Below are 19,439 nucleotides of genomic sequence, written 5' to 3' on the forward strand. Positions count from 1 at the left end.
TACCAAGTACACTTGTCATTTATATTATAGCATTCGGTCATTACAAGTCAATATTTTTGCACAGTTTTCTTGTCGTTTTGTAAAAGCGTGCAAATCTGATAAGAAATGCACGCTATATCATTTATCCTACAATCTTCCAGTTACTATCCTTATGTAGCACAAGCTCATACTGCGATACCTGCGTAGACTTTGTCTGATTATCAATGAATTTTACCGCAACCTTGACTTTCACATTGTCGCCGTCCTTTATAAAGATAGGGTTTACCAATTCAGAATAAAAGTAGTCCCTGCCGATAGGTTCAAGCACATTTCCCGATACATAGTAAGCAAGTTCTTTTTCTGTAGCTGTCGGGTAGAGCTTAAAGAATGTTTCCAAAAATGAGGTAGCGTCATTTACGGTATCAGCGTCCACGCTTGCGTCTGCTTCTGGTGTCTTTGGCTCATAGTCTGATTTTTCGATTGCTGGTGCAAGGGTAGGGTTCTGAACGATTACCATATCCCCGTCAGCGTCCACATGGACTTTCACGGTATAGGTTGCTTTAATTGCTGTTGTCTGTTCTCCCTCTTTTATCTGCTGATCTACTTCGTAGGTGGCAGAAAAAGTGTCCGTTCCCGACTGTTCGATATTCCACACAATCACATCTGTAACCGTGGAACTGGTCGGTATATCGGTTCTAATGGTATCCACATTCAAGTCCTGCAATTCCTTTGTCAGATAACCGTTGATTGCCTGCGTTCTTGCTTCAATCGCTTCTTTGCTGTTATTCCATGTGTAATAGGACTTCGCAAAGTTCTTCACGAAATTTTCTATCCCGTTGGTGTCCTGCAAGCGAAGTTCAATGATTTCTTTTTCATGGGTCGTGTGCTGGTCGATAGCCGTAAAATTCTTATACACCCCGAAGCTCACGCTTGCAATAAGTACCACCCACAACGCAATCACGGCTTTCTTATGTGTGCCTACCTTAACAGTACGCACCTTTTTTTCTTTTGGTTCTTTGATAGTTTCTGTCTGTTTCTTATTCTTCTTAAACATATTTTCAAGTCCTTTCTATTGTTTTACTCGTCCTGCACCGATTAAGTGCTGTTGCCAGTAACTACTACTTAGGTCTGCATATCCTATCGGGTTGCCTGCATGGTACATCTGTGTCGGCGAAACGAGAATACCAACGTGTGTTACATAACTTCCAGCATTATAGGTAGAATGAAAAAACACCAAGTCCCCAGCCTTTGCCTGCGAAAGTGGAAGATGTTGGGTAGCGTCATACTGTGCTTGTGCCGTTCTCGGTAAGGAGATACCAGCTTTTCCATAACACCATTGCGTCAGTCCCGAACAGTCAAAAGAAGTGTTGGGATTGCTACCGCCATACACATATTTCCAGCCTTGATATTTCAACGCTTCATTCATTACCTTTTGTGCCAGCTCTCCCGATACCTGCGAAACAGTTAAATACTGATTGACTAATTCCACATAGAACATATTTCCATAGCCATACCGCCAGCCCCCGTTCTTCGCAACAGCTATCGGGTTGGTGTAGGTTATTTTCTTTCCACCCGATTTCTCACGAGCGAAGCTCTCTGCAAGATTAAAAGTGTGTTTCTTTCCTTTTCCTGCCACATATCCCACATAGCCACCGCCATAGTTATAGGACTGTATCGCTACATTCAAATCGTCGATACCTTGATTTTTGCAGGAAGAAAGCAGGGACGCAAAATACTTACACCCCTGCTTGATTGAACTTTCTGTATCTAAAGAGTTAGGTGGTAAACCAAGACTTTCCGAACTCTGCATAACATCTTCTGCCGTACCGCCACTTTCTACTTGAATGATAGCAAGCAGTACATTGACATACTCGGAGATACCGTTTTCTCTGGCGTATTTTTCCACCATAGGCTGATGTTTCAAAACTTCTGCGGATAGGTTCATACCCGTAATGCCAGAAGAAAAGTTGCTGTTCTCGTCGTCGCTGTCCGCACTAATCAAGACACCAAAGAAAAGAACTACGGAAAAGAGGATAGGAAACAGACTGCCAATGAGAGCGATATGTTTCAGTTTCATTTTTTCTTCTGTCCTTTCTTCGTTACAAGGTTACGAGTTTTCTCTGTGGTCTGCTGGTTCTTCTGGACGCTCTGCGTCTGCTGAACCTTTGTCCTGCGGTCTTTGGTGTAATTCTGGCGTGTTTCCTGCGATACTACTTTTTCTACATTCTGCCTATGTGCTGGCTGTGCCGACTGGGTCGCTTTTCTATCAGAAGCACCAGAAGATAACGGACGCTCTTTGATAACATTTGTCTTGACTGGCTCACTTGCTTTTGAAGTGGTCGCTGTGGCAGGACGTTTCACTTCCTGCGTTTTTTCCGCACTCGGTTTTGGAATGATTGAAGTTGTGGCTGGTCGCTCATGGGGACGGGTAGCTCCCGTTGTCGCTGATCCGTCCGTCTTTCGTGCCTGCCTTGCTTCTTGTGCCTTTTGAAGCTCCATACGTTTGTCAGCGATATTTTTCTTACGCTGTTCCTGCTTTTCCAATCGTCCCGACTGTCTGGACTGCTGTTCCTGCACCATGCCACGCTTGAAGTCGGACACGCTGGACTTTGCCTTTTCCTTTGCGGAATATACCGCATAAGCAGTCTGTGTCGGTATATCCTTGATATTCTCTTTGACAGCGTTTGCCTTATCTTTCACTTTATTTTTCGTATCTAAGACAGCACCCACCTTTGAGCCTGCACGCTGTCCCATGCTGGAAGTGATATTGCCCCGATTTTCTTTAGAAGCTGTATTTTTTCTTTCAGCCCTCTTGCCAGCAACGGCACTTCCAGCCACCGCACCAGCCACACCGCCCGAAATACCGCCAGCACTTACCGCCCTTGCAATACGGTGTTCCATACGCCTAGCTCTATGTCGCATAAACAGATACGGTCTGCGGAAAATTCTTCGTCCCATGCTTTGACTATCATTAGCGTTCAAAGAGAACATACTCATTAAATCGCCCAGCTTCATATAGATACCAGCAAAACATACTATCTGCAAGAACGCCACCATGAAGAACGGATAGTCCGTGGAAATGTTATAAAACATACTGGAAATGCTGAACGCCACCGTTACAATGAGCGTTATTCCTGCCCGTGTCATAATGGTATTAAACACCCTCACGATTGCCTGTTTTACCATGCTTTCATAGCTCGGTATCATGGAAAGTAGAAAACTGATAGGTAAAAACATTGCAAAGATAATAAAAAGTATCTGGCTGAACAACATCATGCCCGTAAGCAAGAATACAAATATCGTGATACCTAAGTTGAAGAACAAGAGGAAGAACACCATGCCTAAACGGTTCACGACCTGCGGTATCGTCAGATTGTTGTTGTCGTTATCTTCGATTTCTGTTTTCACGACTTCCTCTCTAGTTTTCCCATCCTCGTCCTCTGGGCTTGCCGATACAAGAGCTTCTACACGGTCTGCCCCGATTTCTTCTGCGTTGCTGTTCCCGAATTGCAAGAGTAACCACGGCTGTTCCACTTGAATAGAAAATAAGCTGTCCCGTATCAAGTCCACGCTATCCTTGCCCTCACTGTCAGAATTAGGGAGCATGATTTTCGTTCCCAAGTCTAAAGAAGCGGTACTGATGTCTGATGAAAATTCATTTATCTTCTTAATGTAGTCGGGAGCATAGGCAATAAATGAAGCGGACAGCACGAACACCACCACAAAGTTGATAACAGCGTGAAGTGCCTTGCTGGTTTCCCGTTTAATCAGTCCCGTATAAGCAACATAAAGTCCCACCACCAAGATAATGAGAAGCAGAAAGCCAACATAGAAGCCAGAGCTGGAAAAGCCGTTTGAAGTAACGCCTGCAAGGGTCTGTATGCTCTTTCCGATACTGTCTGCCATATCGTTAATAAAATCAAGTTTATAGGCTTCCTGCACCACATAGCCCGTTGCATTACTTAAATAAAGGCTTATCGTCCAGACAAAGTTGGTAATACAGTAAAGTCCATACTGCACCGATTTTCCGATACCGTCCAGCCAGTTCCACGGAAGCCACGACCAGCTATTATCTACATAAAAATCAAGCTGGTAATTCGACAACGGATATTTTGAATACAGATTTTCTGCGTTTATGGTATCGTCCACAAGCCCCGTTGCATGAGCTACCGTCCCCAGAAGTGAAAGCAGGATAAGGGAGAGTGCCACCACGAACAGAGCCATTTTGAGAAAGTGGAAAATCTTCTTTTTTGTGAACGCACCTTTTACCCTTTCTTTCATCACTCCACCTCATTTCTCTGTACGGGCGGTCTGGTATCAAAGGCGTGTAGCAGTTCTTCAAAGACGGGGTGTATCTGTACCACACCGACACGTCCGTATAAGTCCTGCAATAAGCATTGTCCGTTCTCCAAATCACGAAGCCGTTTCTGGTTGTTTTCGTCGTCCTTGTCGATACCGAAAAATTCTAAGGTCTGTTTTATCTCGTTGACGTCAGTAGAACGAAAGGCAAATTTCAAGCCGATATTGTTTTTCAGACTTTCCTTTGACACGTCGCCAGAAGATTGTGTAACGAAATAAACGCCTGCCTGCATAGCTCGCCCAGCACGAACCAGCTTATTTGATAAGGTTTCTCCTTGTGCCACATTTAAGAACGCCCACGCTTCGTCTAAATCGACAATCTTAAAAATGCTTCTGTCCGAATGGATAAAATCAAGGGCAAAGGTACTAATCACAATCAGCATAGATACCGACAACAATTCAATAGTCGTGTATTCCTCAAAAGTGGTATCTTTATCTGGCAATACTAAGTCCGCTACTTGAATGATATTGAGCTGGTTGTCAAGGCTGATAGCATTTTCCACCGTACCGTCCGAAAACAGCAGGTGTGCAAAGTCATAGTCTGTGAAGCTGTCGATATGGTCTGCGATATTTCTTGATATGGGCGTATCTTCACGGCGTAGCTCGTCTATCACATGGAGCAAGCCCCGACGGTCGCTCTGGGTAACGGAGCGTACCGCCTTACGAAGTACGGGGAATTTTTCACCGTCCCTAGAGGAAATACCCGTAAGGAATGTCAAGATGTCGATTGCCAGACTTTCAGCGTCTTTTACATTCTTCATAATCACGAATGGGTCAAGAAGTCCTGCATTGTCCTTGTCGCTGGTAAGATTTACGATATTGATTTCATGGGCTATCTCTGGAAGTGTTTCTTTCCAGTTTCCACGCTCACTTTTAGGGTCTAACAGAAGTGCTTGACCGCCAAACAGCACCGCGTAATATACCAGAAGATTGTTACAGAACGATTTCCCACCGCCAAGCGAACCGACAAAAGCAGACGCTAAAGCGTTGGTAACTGTACCTTTTACACCTTGACTGGCAAGGGACGGTTGCAGGTACACATTTCTTCCCGTATCAACAGAATAGCCCATATAGATACCCGTAGTTTCTCCTAACTGCTGTGTCGCACCAAAACCAAGCCCTGCTAGAAAATCTGATTTTACATACTGCACATAGTCATTGATATATCGCTTGCTGGCTGGTAAAAATTCAGAATGAAGCCCCAGCATATCCCCAGCAGGACGCACCAGCTTTACATTGAGGTCGTCGTAAAAGTCCTTGACTTCATCACAACGGCGTTTCAGCTCGTCAAGATCGGGTGCAGACACCCGTATAACGTAGCTTAACTTATACATACTTTCTTTGCTCTGGTCTAAATCGGTTTCCAGCTCGTCCACGCTGTCTAATGCGTCCACCACATTTGAGCTGGTTTCACTTCCTGCTTGATAAGCGTGATTGTCAAGGTCTTTCAATTCCTTTTTCTTATTGCGGACGGTTGTTAATGCTTTTCGGTTCTCCACGATTTCTACATTCATAGAAGTATCGACGGGGAATGTGAATTGCTGTTGCTGGAAATAGAAGATTTCAGACGACGGAAAATCAAGCTCGCCGACAATCGCATTGACGGTAAAATAGGACACATAACTTTCCTTGTCCTCATGTTCCAAGCGTAAATACCGCTGGCTTTCTTCAATCACACACCTTGTCGGACGGATAAGGTCGTAGTATTTTATCAGCGTTTCTTTGTTCAATTTTTTTTTTGGTAGCTGGTACTCATAATCTTCATAAGCGATACCGTCCCTGCCGTAAAGATGTTCCATGAGATACCCAAAATCATTGATTTCCAAGCGACGCACCTTAAAGCGACGGGAGATTTTATTTTCCAGTAACTTTTCCATTTTCATGTAACGGTTGATTTCATCATTCGGCATGGAAACAAAATCATTCATCAGCGTGTGGTTCACTTCATGGAGAAATTCCGTGAACGTCAGCCACGCCGATTTTTTGATGTTCTTCAGATTGAGCTGTTCTTCCGTAACCATGAGCTTAAAGCCAAGAAAAAAGCGGTAGTCCACTTGATTGTCCCCAATCATAGATACTAACGCTTCGGTCTGTTCGTCTATCTTCTGGCAGGCAACTTCCTTTAATTTTCCAGTTACCAGTTTCTTTGACTGTTCCTGCATACTGCGGATTGAGCTTTCTGTGGCAATCTGCAACGCATGAATTTTACCCTCACGGGACTGTGCGATAAGCTGTCGGAAACTGTCATGCACGATAAATTTCTGCTCTGCGGATAGAAAAGAATAGTTGTATGGTATCAGCTCATAGTAGGCGAACACCTCATTGTCCTTGTTCCAGACAAGGTTATTGTCAATATATTTTATCGGGAACATAGTTCACACTCCTTACTGCCGTGATTGTTTCATTCAATATCTGCTTATGCAGTTTTACGGCTTTTCCTGCATAAGTGATTTTTGGTCGCAGGGCATAGGTTATCTGTGATTTCAAAAAGCTGTACGGCTTCTTTCCGTCAAAGGTTTTCTGCGACATGAACCAAGTGAGAGCAACGGGAATACCAAAGTATTTGAGAAATGCTCCCTCAATCATGGAAAGTGGGGGAATATCCCCAAACAAAATGATGAGAAATTCCGTAATCACAAACCATGTAATCTGTGTAAAAGTAACGGGAAAGGGTAAGTTAAAGTCATTGATTGCATATAAGACTTTTTCCACGTTCCAGATACCCGTGTAGCTTTTAATCTTTTTCAAGTTCTTTCAGCTCCTTTCAAAATAGAAAAGGACAGCCATTTTCAGACTGTCCCTTAAAAGAGAAATACGCTGTCAGTAGCAACAATGCTTGTCGCTGATCTTCCAGCGTTAATATGGTATCTCGCACATACCTCGGCTTGTTTCAATAAAGCAACCGCCCATATCCAAATCTCGCCCGTAGGCTTCATAGTCAATGTAGTTCTGTAAGCTGGGTGGAATATCGCCAAGTGCCTGCAATTCGTCTATGTAGTAGTAGGCAACGTCTGTCATGGTTTCACAGTCGGGATAATAATAAATGTCGTCCTTGTGTTCCACGACTTCTTCCAGCGTCCCGTAGTGGCTGATAAATTCGTCCAGACATTCTACGATATAGTCGGGAAGTTCCTCTATCATTTCATACATCTCATTGAGTTCTTCAATGGAAACATACTCGCCAATCGCAATAGGGAAGTTATCGGTATCATGGATTGCGTATTCCTCGTACTGTTCATTCAAGCCGATTTTTTCTTTTACATCTTCCTCGTCAATGGGAAACGTGAACCAAGCACCGACTAAATAGCCCTCATTGTATTTGCCAAGATTAGCAATGTAAACCGCCATATCATCAATCATAAGCACCACCTCATTTCCTACTCTGGCAGTTCAAAGATACCGTGTTCCGTTACTAAAAATTTCCCGTGTTCCTGCAAGTGAAAAGCGTAGGCTTCAAAATCAAAGTAATATTCTTGACAGTCCTCGGACAGATGCTTGAATGTCGGGTCATTCATCAGCTTTTGCCTTGCAACATCTATCATGCTTTTGCAGTCGGGATAAACCGTAATCACGTTCCTGCAAATATAAAGTGCTTCTAAATTCTCAAACACCGTAAGTAGTGATACATATTCTTCCTGCATATCACTTGAAAGCTGGCGGTACATAAAATCTAATTCGTTGAGCTGATACACGCTTGTATGTTCGTGGACTTCATCAGCAAAAGGCAACACCTTTTCGATAATGCGGTAATCCCCACTTTCTGCACCGATACCTAACTTTTCTTCAAACTCTGCAACATCTATCGGCAGGTCGAACCAGTATGATATTGTTTCTTCGCCAGTTGTTCCTTTCGTTTCCACCAGCACCCTTGTTTCCTGCATTGTTCCTCACGTCCTTTCTGTTGTTTCATCACATCTTGTAAGGTCTGGTACGACATACCAAACACATACTTTGAAAAATCTTCTAACTGTTTTTCTTCATAGTCGGCAGGGTTCAGTCGTTTCATTTCCTGCCACACCTTACGCTTGTAAGAGGGCAGGTCGGAAATGTATTCACAGCCGACTTTTGCCTGCATATCCTTAAAAATATCGTTCATGTCATCACTCCAATCTGATTTTAGGTAAGAAAAAAGCAGTCAATCCTAAGACTAACTGCTTTATGTATATGGATATAATTTGATTAAGTTTTAAAACCAGTTTGTTTTTTCATCTCTAAATTGAGGGTTATCGCTGTGTTGATATGGATTATAGTTATTCAGATTGCAACCATATTCTTTTAATGATTTGATTTTGTTATCTTCTGTCCATTCAATTAAGGAAATACCGTCAAATTCTTCAACGCTTCCCGTATTCATTTCATTTTTAAAATACCATTCTACGACAGTTTGATTTTCTTTATGAAAGAACTGTTTAATATCCCAAATAATGACTTTACCACGAGTATTCCATTCATTAAACCAATGTTTTACTGTTTTAAGATTTTCATATTTAGGACACCAGCTTTCCGTATAAACAACATCTTCTGTAAAAATTTTATCCATTCCTAAGTCTTGCTGTTTCAACCACATATCAAACCATAAACGAATAATTTTTTCTCTCTCATTCAAAATAGAACACCTCGATTACTTCTTTTTTCACATTATAGCACCCATACATCAGCCCCACAATAAAATTTTATGCACCGATAATCTTATTGAACAGCTCTAACAGTACATCTTTCACACCGCCAGCATTGAATACCAAGCCGACAGCAATCAAGGCAACTACCAAAAAGCCGATAAGTTTGGAAAACTCACGCTTGAACCCTAAGTAGATACCGATAACCACAATCGCCATAAGCACTAAGCTCTGTGCGTTTGATAAAAACCATTGATACAAATTTTGTCCGAAATTCATTTAATTGTCCTCGCTTTCTTTTAATTGTTTCATTTCATAGTCAGCTTCTTTGCCGACATTCAAAATACACATCAAGACTACACCGATACCCATTCCCATAGATACCAGCAGGAAATCTTTTAATAATACCCACATTTTTATCACTCCTAACTTTCTACTAAATCTTTTGCAGGGGTCGTCTGCTGTTTGATTATCATTTCATGCTTTTCTGTGAGCTTTGCCTGCTGTTCGATTGTTTCCATGTAATCTGTACCATTTCCCTTATCAATCTTTTTCAGCATTTTCAAGGTCGGTGCTACCTGCCGTTGTACCCAACGCAACGTGCGGTCTAAGGTGTACGGCTCTGGCTTTGTCGTCAGCTTCAAGCTCTGTCTGTTATCGCCGATAAACCAAGCCCAGCGGTCATTGAGTTTCCAGTCGCTTTTTCGTTTGTCGGGTTCTTCATCAACAAACCGCACATACTGGTTGATGATAGAAAAGGCGGTCTGCTCTGCGTCATAATACGTCAGCAAATCTCGTACTGCATAATAGGCACGTTCATTCCGTAGCCGTATCTCAAAACGGTTGATAATATCGGCTTCTTCCAGCGGTATCCCGAACTTGACGTACTGCTCATAGTCCTTTTCATAGATACAGAAATACACATCGGATTTCAGCGAACCAAGATAAAGGGTACGCCCCATATATTCTCTGTCGTCCTCTCTATGCTTGATAAGCTCGCCCGACAAGTAAAACTTGTAACTTCTGGACTTTCCGATATATTCCCGTTTCCTGCATTTTTCCGCAAGCTCTGGAATATCCAAAATGCCCATATGGTCGTTGATAGCAAGGTCGATACGCTTCATAACACCACCGTCTACGAGTGCGTCCATGAGAAAGTCATACCAGCTTCTTTCCTGTGCCAGCAAGTAACTTTCAAACTGTCGGCAACCTCGCCCCTTTAACTCTAAAAGGACACCCTTTTCTTCGTCAGCCGACGTATAGATAAAGATGTCCCCTAAAGAATAATGCTCCGTATAACTGTAATGTCCGTAATCTTCATGGAGCATATAATTGATATTCAATTTTAATATATCTTTGATGATGTGCTGTATATCCAGCGTGGGAAAACGAATTTTCACATAATCAAACAGCATGGTAAGCGGTGCTTCTGGATTGAACCTTGCCAGTTCTTTATGTAGAGTTTCCAAAAGCTCCTTTGACGGCTTCATTTTTCCACTTTCTATCTTGTTGAGATATTCCCTTGTGATACCAGAAGCCACCGCCAGCCTGCCTTGTGAGATACCGTAAGCAATCCGTTTCTCCCGTAATTCTTTTATCCATTGTTCTTCATTCAGAACCATACCCCCAATCTGTAAAGTGTGAAGTTTTTTAAGGCGACTTCACAGCCGATTTTTACTAGGAAACCATGCCAGAAGCCTTATGTTTCCTATGTTTTTTGTCTATTGTCTATTTGCAAACGTACCCCTCTGTTAGATACCGAGGGGTTTTACCTGCTGGCGTGGCTTACGCCACACCAGCAACGGCTAGTCCGTGCCGTCGCCTTTCGCTTCGCACGTCGCCGTCCCGTCCTGCCTTGCGTTATTCGATTACCAGCGTGAACGCTTCTGGATCATCAACAATGTTGTATGAACCGAGCGTGTCCGCTGTCTGTGTATATCGGAAATGAAACAAAGGCTTTTGTCCTTTCATGGAAAAACGGGAACGGTACACCGTACCATATAAAGCGTTGGGCTTTGCCACATCATAGCTGAACAGAGTAGAAGCAAAATCATTCTCCCTGCATTTTTTGATGATTTCCTCTGCACACTTTTCTTTATCTGTAATGATAAGACGGTTGAGCGTAAAGGTAACGTGTTCTTCATGGAAATTTTCTGATGAAGTCCCCATACTTCCTACTACATCAATCTCACGTCCCCATTGCAGATAGGAAACCGCCACTCCCAGCACAAAAAGTACCGTGATTGTTATTATTTTTCTCTTTTTGCACATACTGTTACTGTCCTTTCTTGTAGGGTGTATTATAATACAGTCTACGGTAATACATCTTATTTATCAATACAGTTGTATCTTATAATTCAAAGAAAAGACGAGGTACAGCGTATGCAGGTATATATTGATTTAGAAAATCTTTTGAAAGAGAAGAATATCAGCAAAAACAAAGTCTGTGAAGCGTGTAAATTACAGCGGACACAGCTTAATAACTATTGCAAGAACAAAGTTTCCAGAATTGACCTTACAATCCTTGCAAAGCTCTGTGATTTTCTGGAATGTTCCCCAAACGACATATTGAAATTGAAGTAGGACTGTCAGCTTTCGTTGCTTGCAGTCCTTTTTTCTTCCAGCCTGCCGATTTCTTGTAGAAAATCATGTCCTTTCGGGACTAAAGGCGTGTAAAATTCACTTATAACACTTGTTCCCACATCACAATAGCCACGCCCCTTGATACGCTTCTGAAAAAACTGCTTTTTCACATCTGAACCGAACAGCATACCGTAACCTAATTCGCTGATACGCCCCAATCCCACACGGAAATTGAAGTTATCTCTGATACCGTCCGAGAAATATTTTGCGTCTGGACGCTGACAGGCAACGATAAGGAAATAACCTGCTTGTCGTCCTAACATGACGATTTTCTTTAACTGGCTAAGTAGGCTCACGCTTTCTTTTGTCCCCAGCATTTCAAAAAATGCCACATATTCATCAAAGATAAGAAAGCAGGGTGGCAGTCCCAAATAGGCGTAGTTTTCGCCCGTCTTATAGTTCGGGTGTCGCTTCATTTCCTCGCTTCGCTGTACCATGCCCTCATAAAAGGCATTGACGCAATCAATCATTTCTTCTTTGGTGTGATACACATTTCCCATAACTGTCCCCAAGTCTGCTAAGTCCGCATTTTTCGGGTCTAAGACGTAAAGGACAGCGTTGGTATGCAGTAGGGCTTCAATGAGCGTCAGCAGAAAATAAGTTTTACCGCCACCCGTCCCACCAGCGATAAGAGCGTGAGGGAGTGCGTCATATTCCCAGACAAGATTTTTCATCAGCCTAAGACTGCCGTTTTCTGCCCGTACTTCATCAATGGTAATACGGTTCGCTATCATATCATAAAGCAGGGTATATTCGATATAGCCGTCGTGCAGGGTCTTGTCGGTCAGTTCACAATACAAGCCACTTTCCAATTTATCCTCTAACCGTAAAAGCTGGTCTTGATATTTCCCCAGCGTAATTTCACAGCGGATATGAAGCAGTCCCTTTTCCATTTGATAATAAATCTTTGGAAACCAGACGATTTTTTCCCTTGATCTGCTTTGCCGGTCAGTAAAAAAACCGCTGTCTTGTACGGTATCGGCTTCATACCACTTATTTTCCAGTACCATTCTTGCCAGCTTTTGACGGTGCAGGAGCTTCTTGAAACTGTCGTAACAGAAGCGGTAATATAGAAAAGCGACCAATGCACAAACACCCGTCGCTATCAATATGGTTATGAAGTTGTAAGGGGAGAGCGTCAAGCCGTTTTCTAACAAGCTGAAATGCTCCCAATCAGTACGCATAAGCTGTTTGATATTGAGTAGCAAAAGAACCGCCACGAATACCACCAGAAGCATCCCTATGGAAAAGTGGTAGACAAGGTGCTTGTCGCTGGCTCTGATACGGTGTCCTTTATTCCAAATCTTACGCATAAATCAATCACTCCTTTCTGGGTACGAAAAAAGCAGTCAATCCTAAGACTAACTGCTTTGTGTGTATGGATATGAAGTTTTGCAAATGGGAATTTTATATTACTTTTAATGCAATTTCTAGTATCAACGAAAAAATACAAATTGATAAAATAATGATAACTATTTCAACATTTCCTAGTGATATAAAACATTGAAAAATCAGCATAATTCCTACTAATAATATAGCTGTTCCCTCAATTCTTGAATGTAGCTTTATGTTTTTTACCCCATTATATCTTTTGATAAGGGGCAATTTACCTTTGATAATACTGAATACCCCTAAAACCACCATTATATTACCTAGTATTAGCCCTATCATATTTACCACCTTTTCTAAATCTTTAATTTTCAGTTCTATAAATCGAAATTTTCTTGTTTAAATTTATCTTTGAAAAAGCCAATTAAAATTAAAGCAATACCAAGAATTGCAACTGGTATATAAATAATATTAGGTATATGATAAACAAATCTATCAATTCCAGACATAGCAATATAAATAATTATTCCCACACAAATTAAAATGTTTTTATCTTTCATAGCTGGTCTCCTTTACACCTTATTATTTGTCCGTTTCTTCATACCCATATTATAACAGTTCCATATATCCGCTACAATGAAAATCTATTCAGTAAGCCTATTTTTTCGGCTGTCCCTGCGGTGTATGGTTCTGTGGACTGCCTGCGTTCTGATTGCCTTTATTTTTCAACACAATATTCTCTGCCTTTACATACCAGTCCACATCTGCACCCGTATAAGTCTTTCGTGATACCGTATCGGCTACTGGATTGACAAGCTCCACAACTGCATTGTACGGAAATTCCCTTAACGGTACTTCTGGCGGTACAGACACGGGGATAATTCCACCATGCAGACTGCACTTCAAATCATAGATACGCTTTTTAAGCTGGGTACTCGGTGTCCCGTCCTCATTCTGCAAGAACACATCACGCACCGCTGTAAATTTTAATTCTCCAAATGTTTTCTCTTTGTCAATAACAAACCCGTTTGATAATCTCATAAATTCTTCACTCCTTTACTTTTCTTCAACTGCTACAATATCATCAGCAACTAACACATAATCGGTATGTCCCATATCCCCGATTGCGTAACCTCTGCCGTATAACTTCGGATTGACAAGTTTTACTTTCTGTTCATACTTGAACTTCTTTTCGCCAGCCTGCACGGGAATTTCTACGACAACATTTTCGCCTTTCTGTACGTCAGAATAAAGGTTATAGCTTCGTCTGGCTAAGACCCTGCGGTTATTTTTATCTCTTTCAAAGACAGGCTCGCTTTCGCCTGCAAATTCAAGAGTTCCAAAAGACTGTGCCATATCTGGCACGACATATTTCATTTCCATATTGTTTTACCTCGTTTCTTTCTATTTTTGATAAATTGATTGTGATTTCTTATTCTGGCAGTTTGGGAAGTACCAGCAATCCCACAGATAGTAAAGGGTAAAATCAATGCTTCGCACCCTTGACTATCCGTGTTCTTGCAGGTCGTAAGCAGACAAGCCAGAATAAGCAAAAGTCTGCCGTTTGACAGCTTCGGCGGAGAGCGTGATTTTTCTTTCCTCATACCGTTACCGCCTTATGATTTCTTCATTTTACGGCGTTTGTAGAAGAAGATACCTGCCAGTCCAGCACCAGAAGTCATAAGAAGTGCAAGCAGTCCGTAAAGGTTGGTGTTATCGCCCGTTTTGGGACTGTCGCTCGGTCTGCTAGGCTTTTCTGGTGTCTGTGGTGTTTCGGGTTCTTCTGGGACTTCTGGTTTTTCCTTAAAGGTAATCGTCTGTCCCTTGTCCTCAATGTCCTTATGCTCGGTAACTTTCTTCGGCTCGTCTGGATTGCTTAAATCGTACAATTCTTCAAAAGTTACAAGCTGTTTGCCGTCAAGGGAAGTAGCGTCAAAGGTAAAAGCAACTTCCACTTTCATAGTTTCGCTGTCAGCAGTAAAGGTATAATCACTTTCCACACGTTTTCCATTGATAAGAAGCTCGGCGTTTTCTTCTTTCAACATCTGCCAGCCCACAAGTTTGTACTGTGTACCGACTTCTAAGCCCTCTAAAGTTACGGTATCAATGATTGTTACCTCTTTTCCAGCTTCAATCTCTTTGTTGCCGTCCTTGTCGGTAGCAGTCGTATGAATTTTGATGATACGCTCTGTGATAAGTACGGTTTGCCCGTCGTCCTCAATGTCCTTGTGTTCTGCAACTTTCACGGGTTCGTCTGGATTGCTGAAATCATACAATTCTTCAAAAGTAACAAGGTTTTTGCCACCTAAAGCAGACGCATTGAATGTATAAGAAATTTCTACTTTCATTTCTTTATCATCAGCGACAAAAGTATAGTCATTTTCCACACGTTTTCCGTCAATGATAAGCTCGGCATTTTCTTCTTTTAACATCTGCCAGCCTTTCAACTGATACTTTGTGCCTTTTGTAAGTCCGTCTAATTTGACAGTATCAACGATTGTTACCTCTTTTCCTGCAAGGATAGTCTTTTTGCCGTCCTTACTGGCCGCTGTGGTATAAATAGAGATTTTTTTTTCGTATTCATCAGTCAGCGTTCCTAAATCAATCACAAGATTATTTCTTGATACCACGATTTCAAAAGGTGGGATAAGTTCAAAGCCTTTGTTACTATCAGAGCGTAATTCTTCAATGATATAGGTATCATAAGGTAATGCACCCTTGCTGTCGTCTGGTTCAGAAGTTCCAAACCACACACCGTCCTCGCTGGTCTTTCCTGCGTTGGTATTGTGCTTATGAGAAGCCCAGTCAGCAGAAGTGGAGAATTGCCCGTTATCATCAGTTACCACTACATGATTTTCGCCCGTTGTCTTGCTTGTGATCCTAAAGGGAATATCAGCAAGACGCTTGTGTGTGCCTGCACCGATTTTTACACCCTCAATATCCCCACGCTTAATCTGATTGTAGATAGAATGGGCTTCGTCGGTTAAGTCCACGATTTTTCCATTTTCTGTGATTGTAAAATCAATCGGTTTTGCACCGTCAGTTAAGTAACCGTCGGGAGCTTCACTTTCAACGATACGGAAATTTCCGTAAGGTAAAAGGTCGGAAGAAGTAGAAGCGACACCCTCAATATCGGTACGAATTGTCTTTACCACTTCATTTTTCTTGTATAACTTGCCCTCAACCAATACCGCATTATCATTTAAGGAAATGATGTCAAAAGCAGTATCTTTCAAGGTAGCACTTCCTTGTGGCTTTGTATTGCCCGTTTCTAAATCTCGTTTCTGAATTTTCACACCGCCACGGATAACCTTGTCAGATACGGAAAACTGGTTACTTCCAGATAGTACGGCAAGGTCGCCGTCCTCGGTAATCTGTGTTACATATAAGCCTTTTATCTGTTCGGACTTATCGCCAGCCTGCATATATGCACCGTCTAACAAGTAGCCGTTTGGAGCTTTTGTTTCCTCAACGGTTAGTGTCCCAAGTGGAAGAACGGCTTTGCCCTCCTGCATATAGAAGCTGTCGCCAGACACCTTGTATGCGTCCGCTAATTTTGTGATGTAGTGAGTTGTCCCGTCGCTGTCTGTTTCAGCGATTGTCTTTGTAACCCATGTACGATTAGCTTCGGCAGGGAGATTGTCTTTATTATAGAAGCCAGCATAATACTTCCATGTAAATTCCGCACCTGCTAAAGAAGCGTTCCCCTGCGGATTGTCTTTCTGTGTTTCCATATCTATTTTGAAAAGCTCAATCAAAGTGTCTGTTACTTTTGGTGTATCTGATACTTTCAAGGTTGCTGTTTCGCCAGCTTTGATTGTCAATGAATAGATTGTTTTATCCACTTTATATCCTGCTGGTGCGGATAATTCCTTGATATAGACTGTGCCAGCCGTTACCTCTGCAACATCTGTATTTCCGTTTTCATCAGTCGTAAGGGTGGCAAGCTGTTTCGTGCAGTCCTTATCAGAAAAGACACCGTATGTTGCACCAGCAACAGAGTAATTCCCGTTACCGTCTGTAATGCTGGTATTACTGGAAGTCTTTTGCAGTTTCGCATTTCCAACATTCAGTTTCGCCCAGAATTGCCCTAATTCCTGCCCCTCGCCAGAGTAGATATAACCGCCACATTCATAGCGTCCTTTATTCTCTTTGACAAAGGCTTTTGCACCAGAGAAAACTTCGTCCTGCGTAGCCTTTGGAATTTCATTATAAGAAGCTCGCACGTTATCACATTGCCAGCCAAGATGTACGCTCAATCTCTGCCAGACTACACATTGTTCCAACAGATAGACTTGTTTGTAGTTCAATTCCTTGTGAGCTTCGCCATACTGTTTGACATACTCTAAGGATAACGCCACATCTGAAATCTGGTCTGCACTCATGCGTGAGCTTGCGTCAGCTCTGGTCTTGTAGCCATTCTTAAAATCTGTATTGATGTCAATACAATAGGCAGTTTCGCCCTCGACTTTCATATAGCCCTCATTGAATGTCGAACCGATAGAACCGTCATTCATTACTTTTTCAATGATACCGACACGCTCGGCACTTTCTGTCCAGTATTGCTTGCTTTCTGCATGAACGGGTGTAGTCGGTAAAGCAGTAACGACAGTTGCAAGAGCTAAGAAGCCCGTACACAATCGTTTCCATGTCTTTTTCATAAATCTAATGCTCCTTTCATTTTGGGTATAAAAATAGACGCTCATTTCTGAACGTCTACATTACTGAAAGGCTTGTCCTCTCACACATATTCTATTTTAATAGGTACAACAGTTGCCTTTCTCCTTGTATTTTCGTTGTTTTCATCACTTGCGTTATCTACAACCTCCATGGGGAAATGAAGACACACGAAAAATACTTGATATTCTAAAAAAGTACAAAATCAATGTAACTTTCTTTATGACCGGTGGTTGGGTTGAAAGCTATCCTGATGACGTAAAGGCCATAAAGAAAGCCGGGCACGATTTGGGTAATCACAGTGAAAACCATAAACACATGCCTACACTTAGCACTTCCGAAATGTGTAATGAATTAACCAAAGTAACTGATAAAGTAAAAAAACTTACAGGTACTACTATGTGCCTTTTCCGTCCACCTTACGGAGACTATGACAACAATTTGATTATTCAGGCAAAAAACTGTGGCTACTATACAATTCAATGGAATGTTGACAGCCTTGACTGGAAAAATTACGGTGTAGACTCTATTGTAAACACTGTCCTAAATCACAAGGACTTAAAGAATGGCTCTATTATCCTGATGCATAATGGTGCCAAATATACCGCCCAGGCACTACCGAAGGTTATTGAAGGGCTAAAAGAAAAAGGCTACGAAATCGTACCTATTTCCAAGTTGATTTATAAAGATAATTTCCATATAGAACATGACGGCAGTCAGGTAAGTGATAAGAAATAGATTGCAAGCTGATAATGGGCTATTACTTTAACGATTACGAATTGTAAAAGTAACAGCCCATTTTTTTATTCCAAATATTCCTCCAGACACAAATTGTTTTTCATTATCATTTTGGCATTTTCTTTTCCTACAAACCTGTAATGCCATGGTTCGTAAATTACCCCGGTTATTTCCTGTTTGTCCTTTGGATATCTGAGAATAAAACCGTATTTCCAACAGTTTTTCATTAACCATTTTTGTGTTTCAGTTTTCTCCTGATTTTCTTCAAGTAGCTGATACTTCACATCTACAATATCAACTGCAAGACCTATTTCATGCTCACTTGTTCCGGGAATCGCCACAACTGTTCCTGCTTTTTTCTTTGCCTCTTTTCTTGTATAGCCTTGCCCGATAAAATCTTTGATTTTGTTTTCAAACAAAAGAACCTGCTTTTCATGACTTCTGTAGGAGGAGCATATTACCGGATTATACCCTGCATTCCTGCAATCATTAATCATATTCTTAAGATTGTCATAGCATCTCTCATCAATTGCCTGAGTATACCCAACAGGTGTTACGGTAATATCATAGTTTTTCTTTATTTTATGTTTTCCATTCACTAAAACAAGCTTCCAGTCGTTTTTATTAATCATTCTTTTCTCTTTATTTTTTTTATTATTTATTCCGTCTGTTTTTGTTTTATTACTTATTTTTTCCATTTTTCCTTTTTCGTTAGCACTTTGGTCGCTTATTTTAGGATTCTCCAAAATATTTGCAAACATAACGGCAGTCATAATTACGGCTAATATTGACGCTTTATACACTCTATTATTTTTATTTCCATGAGGCATTTAGTGCTTCATCCCATTTTTCTTTGTCTTTTTCATATTTTTCGTTAAGCCAATTAATACATTGATCTACCCCTTCCTCAGTATACGGAAAGGTAATTGTTTCTTTCAATTCTTCCTTAGTATGTTCAAAACTGTAAGGTTCCGGATAAACATACACAGTTATATTTTCCTTGTCATAGGTCTTCATGAAAAATCTCATTCCCTTATAACTTCCTGAAAAACCGTCTCCTGCTAAACCTTTAAATGGTACACCTATTTTTGTAATCAT

General features: G+C 41.5%; 23 protein-coding genes. 2 read left to right on the forward strand and 21 right to left on the reverse strand.

The genetic code is table 11. The features are described from left to right. Positions 1–121 precede the first annotated feature (121 nt). The 13 genes from ACZM4J_RS08025 to ACZM4J_RS08085 all read right to left on the reverse strand — a co-directional run bounded on the left by ACZM4J_RS08025 (position 122) and on the right by ACZM4J_RS08085 (position 11,225). Positions 122–1,033: a conjugal transfer protein gene (locus tag ACZM4J_RS08025; protein ID WP_009243021.1), complete on the reverse strand. Its 912-nt coding sequence runs from the start codon at positions 1,031–1,033 to the stop codon at positions 122–124. A gap of 15 nt (positions 1,034–1,048) precedes the next feature. Further along, positions 1,049–2,056 (reverse strand): bifunctional lytic transglycosylase/C40 family peptidase, encoded by a 1,008-nt coding sequence (locus tag ACZM4J_RS08030; protein WP_489485945.1) that lies wholly within the window; start codon positions 2,054–2,056, stop codon positions 1,049–1,051. Further along, the gene (locus tag ACZM4J_RS08035; RefSeq protein WP_009321452.1) at positions 2,053–4,260 is read right to left on the reverse strand and encodes a CD3337/EF1877 family mobilome membrane protein; all 2,208 of its coding nucleotides are present in this window, start codon (positions 4,258–4,260) and stop codon (positions 2,053–2,055) included. The genes ACZM4J_RS08030 and ACZM4J_RS08035 overlap by 4 nt, the downstream gene beginning before the upstream one ends. Then, entirely contained in the window at positions 4,260–6,710 is a 2,451-nt protein-coding gene (gene tcpF, locus ACZM4J_RS08040; protein WP_489485946.1) for a conjugal transfer ATPase TcpF, read from the reverse strand. Before tcpF ends, ACZM4J_RS08035 begins: the two co-directional genes overlap by 1 nt. Continuing rightward, a complete protein-coding gene (locus tag ACZM4J_RS08045) occupies positions 6,688–7,086 on the reverse strand; it encodes a conjugal transfer protein (RefSeq protein ID WP_009243016.1) in 399 nt (132 codons plus the stop codon). The genes tcpF and ACZM4J_RS08045 overlap by 23 nt, the downstream gene beginning before the upstream one ends. Positions 7,087–7,194: 108 nt before the next feature. Further along, positions 7,195–7,698, reverse strand: coding sequence for an antirestriction protein ArdA (locus ACZM4J_RS08050; RefSeq protein WP_002323345.1), 504 nt, complete (start codon positions 7,696–7,698; stop codon positions 7,195–7,197). A gap of 17 nt (positions 7,699–7,715) precedes the next feature. Beyond that, positions 7,716–8,219, reverse strand: coding sequence for an antirestriction protein ArdA (locus tag ACZM4J_RS08055; protein ID WP_489485948.1), 504 nt, complete (start codon positions 8,217–8,219; stop codon positions 7,716–7,718). After that, complete coding sequence (locus ACZM4J_RS08060; protein WP_118235679.1) at positions 8,138–8,434, reverse strand: conjugal transfer protein; 297 nt, start codon at positions 8,432–8,434, stop codon at positions 8,138–8,140. The genes ACZM4J_RS08055 and ACZM4J_RS08060 overlap by 82 nt, the downstream gene beginning before the upstream one ends. A gap of 90 nt (positions 8,435–8,524) precedes the next feature. Further along, positions 8,525–8,944, reverse strand: coding sequence for a nuclear transport factor 2 family protein (locus tag ACZM4J_RS08065; RefSeq protein WP_009243012.1), 420 nt, complete (start codon positions 8,942–8,944; stop codon positions 8,525–8,527). Positions 8,945–9,011: 67 nt separating this feature from the next. Then, positions 9,012–9,233, reverse strand: a complete 222-nt coding sequence (locus ACZM4J_RS08070) for a hypothetical protein (protein WP_002323342.1) — start codon at positions 9,231–9,233, stop codon at positions 9,012–9,014. After that, entirely contained in the window at positions 9,234–9,368 is a 135-nt protein-coding gene (locus tag ACZM4J_RS08075; protein ID WP_009243011.1) for a DUF3789 domain-containing protein, read from the reverse strand. A gap of 11 nt (positions 9,369–9,379) precedes the next feature. After that, positions 9,380–10,576: a MobT family relaxase gene (mobT, locus tag ACZM4J_RS08080; protein WP_009243010.1), complete on the reverse strand. Its 1,197-nt coding sequence runs from the start codon at positions 10,574–10,576 to the stop codon at positions 9,380–9,382. Between the two features lie 238 nt (positions 10,577–10,814). After that, positions 10,815–11,225 carry a hypothetical protein gene (locus ACZM4J_RS08085; protein WP_005428610.1) on the reverse strand — a complete coding sequence of 137 codons (411 nt, stop codon included), beginning with the start codon at positions 11,223–11,225 and terminating at the stop codon, positions 10,815–10,817. Between the two features lie 111 nt (positions 11,226–11,336). Between ACZM4J_RS08085 and ACZM4J_RS08090 the strand changes: the two genes are divergently transcribed. After that, positions 11,337–11,537 (forward strand): helix-turn-helix domain-containing protein, encoded by a 201-nt coding sequence (locus ACZM4J_RS08090; RefSeq protein ID WP_004612745.1) that lies wholly within the window; start codon positions 11,337–11,339, stop codon positions 11,535–11,537. 5 nt (positions 11,538–11,542) lie between these two features. On the opposite strand, the gene ACZM4J_RS08095 is transcribed toward ACZM4J_RS08090, so the two are convergent. The 6 genes from ACZM4J_RS08095 to ACZM4J_RS08120 form a co-directional block, all read right to left on the reverse strand. Then, complete coding sequence (locus ACZM4J_RS08095) at positions 11,543–12,910, reverse strand: FtsK/SpoIIIE domain-containing protein (protein ID WP_005428608.1); 1,368 nt, start codon at positions 12,908–12,910, stop codon at positions 11,543–11,545. A gap of 94 nt (positions 12,911–13,004) precedes the next feature. Then, positions 13,005–13,268, reverse strand: coding sequence for a hypothetical protein (locus tag ACZM4J_RS08100; protein ID WP_005428607.1), 264 nt, complete (start codon positions 13,266–13,268; stop codon positions 13,005–13,007). A gap of 35 nt (positions 13,269–13,303) precedes the next feature. Continuing rightward, positions 13,304–13,486 carry a hypothetical protein gene (locus ACZM4J_RS08105; RefSeq protein WP_005428606.1) on the reverse strand — a complete coding sequence of 61 codons (183 nt, stop codon included), beginning with the start codon at positions 13,484–13,486 and terminating at the stop codon, positions 13,304–13,306. A 97-nt stretch (positions 13,487–13,583) separates the two neighbouring features. Then, positions 13,584–13,967, reverse strand: a complete 384-nt coding sequence (locus ACZM4J_RS08110) for a YdcP family protein (protein ID WP_005428605.1) — start codon at positions 13,965–13,967, stop codon at positions 13,584–13,586. 15 nt (positions 13,968–13,982) lie between these two features. After that, the gene (locus tag ACZM4J_RS08115) at positions 13,983–14,309 is read right to left on the reverse strand and encodes a YdcP family protein (RefSeq protein ID WP_005339720.1); all 327 of its coding nucleotides are present in this window, start codon (positions 14,307–14,309) and stop codon (positions 13,983–13,985) included. Between the two features lie 233 nt (positions 14,310–14,542). After that, on the reverse strand, positions 14,543–17,587 hold the full coding sequence (locus tag ACZM4J_RS08120; RefSeq protein WP_005428603.1) for an SrtB-anchored collagen-binding adhesin: 3,045 nt from the start codon (positions 17,585–17,587) through the stop codon (positions 14,543–14,545). Positions 17,588–17,735: 148 nt separating this feature from the next. On the opposite strand from ACZM4J_RS08120, the gene ACZM4J_RS08125 reads away from it, so the two are divergent. Next, a complete protein-coding gene (locus tag ACZM4J_RS08125; RefSeq protein ID WP_489485953.1) occupies positions 17,736–18,341 on the forward strand; it encodes a polysaccharide deacetylase family protein in 606 nt (201 codons plus the stop codon). 65 nt (positions 18,342–18,406) lie between these two features. Here ACZM4J_RS08125 and ACZM4J_RS08130 read toward each other — a convergent pair whose 3' ends face one another. Next, positions 18,407–19,171, reverse strand: coding sequence for a M15 family metallopeptidase (locus ACZM4J_RS08130; RefSeq protein ID WP_022165882.1), 765 nt, complete (start codon positions 19,169–19,171; stop codon positions 18,407–18,409). Next, a complete protein-coding gene (locus ACZM4J_RS08135) occupies positions 19,155–19,439 on the reverse strand; it encodes a hypothetical protein (RefSeq protein ID WP_022165881.1) in 285 nt (94 codons plus the stop codon). Before ACZM4J_RS08135 ends, ACZM4J_RS08130 begins: the two co-directional genes overlap by 17 nt.

Source organism: Eubacterium sp. (genome assembly GCF_057858645.1).

What these genes read in the sequence shown, in the direction of transcription:
- ACZM4J_RS08075 (WP_009243011.1), bottom strand. Translation starts at nt 9,368, where the DNA reads ATGTGGGTATTATTAAAAGATTTCCTGCTGGTATCTATGGGAATGGGT.
- ACZM4J_RS08135 (WP_022165881.1), bottom strand. Translation starts at nt 19,439, where the DNA reads ATGATTACAAAAATAGGTGTACCATTTAAAGGTTTAGCAGGAGACGGT.
- ACZM4J_RS08055 (WP_489485948.1), bottom strand. Translation starts at nt 8,219, where the DNA reads ATGCAGGAAACAAGGGTGCTGGTGGAAACGAAAGGAACAACTGGCGAA.
- ACZM4J_RS08025 (WP_009243021.1), bottom strand. Translation starts at nt 1,033, where the DNA reads ATGTTTAAGAAGAATAAGAAACAGACAGAAACTATCAAAGAACCAAAA.
- ACZM4J_RS08090 (WP_004612745.1), top strand. Translation starts at nt 11,337, where the DNA reads ATGCAGGTATATATTGATTTAGAAAATCTTTTGAAAGAGAAGAATATC.
- ACZM4J_RS08050 (WP_002323345.1), bottom strand. Translation starts at nt 7,698, where the DNA reads ATGATTGATGATATGGCGGTTTACATTGCTAATCTTGGCAAATACAAT.
- ACZM4J_RS08120 (WP_005428603.1), bottom strand. Translation starts at nt 17,587, where the DNA reads ATGAAAAAGACATGGAAACGATTGTGTACGGGCTTCTTAGCTCTTGCA.
- ACZM4J_RS08095 (WP_005428608.1), bottom strand. Translation starts at nt 12,910, where the DNA reads ATGCGTAAGATTTGGAATAAAGGACACCGTATCAGAGCCAGCGACAAG.
- ACZM4J_RS08110 (WP_005428605.1), bottom strand. Translation starts at nt 13,967, where the DNA reads ATGAGATTATCAAACGGGTTTGTTATTGACAAAGAGAAAACATTTGGA.
- ACZM4J_RS08115 (WP_005339720.1), bottom strand. Translation starts at nt 14,309, where the DNA reads ATGGAAATGAAATATGTCGTGCCAGATATGGCACAGTCTTTTGGAACT.
- ACZM4J_RS08035 (WP_009321452.1), bottom strand. Translation starts at nt 4,260, where the DNA reads ATGAAAGAAAGGGTAAAAGGTGCGTTCACAAAAAAGAAGATTTTCCAC.
- ACZM4J_RS08070 (WP_002323342.1), bottom strand. Translation starts at nt 9,233, where the DNA reads ATGAATTTCGGACAAAATTTGTATCAATGGTTTTTATCAAACGCACAG.
- tcpF (WP_489485946.1), bottom strand. Translation starts at nt 6,710, where the DNA reads ATGTTCCCGATAAAATATATTGACAATAACCTTGTCTGGAACAAGGAC.
- ACZM4J_RS08030 (WP_489485945.1), bottom strand. Translation starts at nt 2,056, where the DNA reads ATGAAACTGAAACATATCGCTCTCATTGGCAGTCTGTTTCCTATCCTC.
- ACZM4J_RS08100 (WP_005428607.1), bottom strand. Translation starts at nt 13,268, where the DNA reads ATGATAGGGCTAATACTAGGTAATATAATGGTGGTTTTAGGGGTATTC.
- ACZM4J_RS08060 (WP_118235679.1), bottom strand. Translation starts at nt 8,434, where the DNA reads ATGAACGATATTTTTAAGGATATGCAGGCAAAAGTCGGCTGTGAATAC.
- ACZM4J_RS08130 (WP_022165882.1), bottom strand. Translation starts at nt 19,171, where the DNA reads ATGCCTCATGGAAATAAAAATAATAGAGTGTATAAAGCGTCAATATTA.
- mobT (WP_009243010.1), bottom strand. Translation starts at nt 10,576, where the DNA reads ATGGTTCTGAATGAAGAACAATGGATAAAAGAATTACGGGAGAAACGG.
- ACZM4J_RS08105 (WP_005428606.1), bottom strand. Translation starts at nt 13,486, where the DNA reads ATGAAAGATAAAAACATTTTAATTTGTGTGGGAATAATTATTTATATT.
- ACZM4J_RS08085 (WP_005428610.1), bottom strand. Translation starts at nt 11,225, where the DNA reads ATGTGCAAAAAGAGAAAAATAATAACAATCACGGTACTTTTTGTGCTG.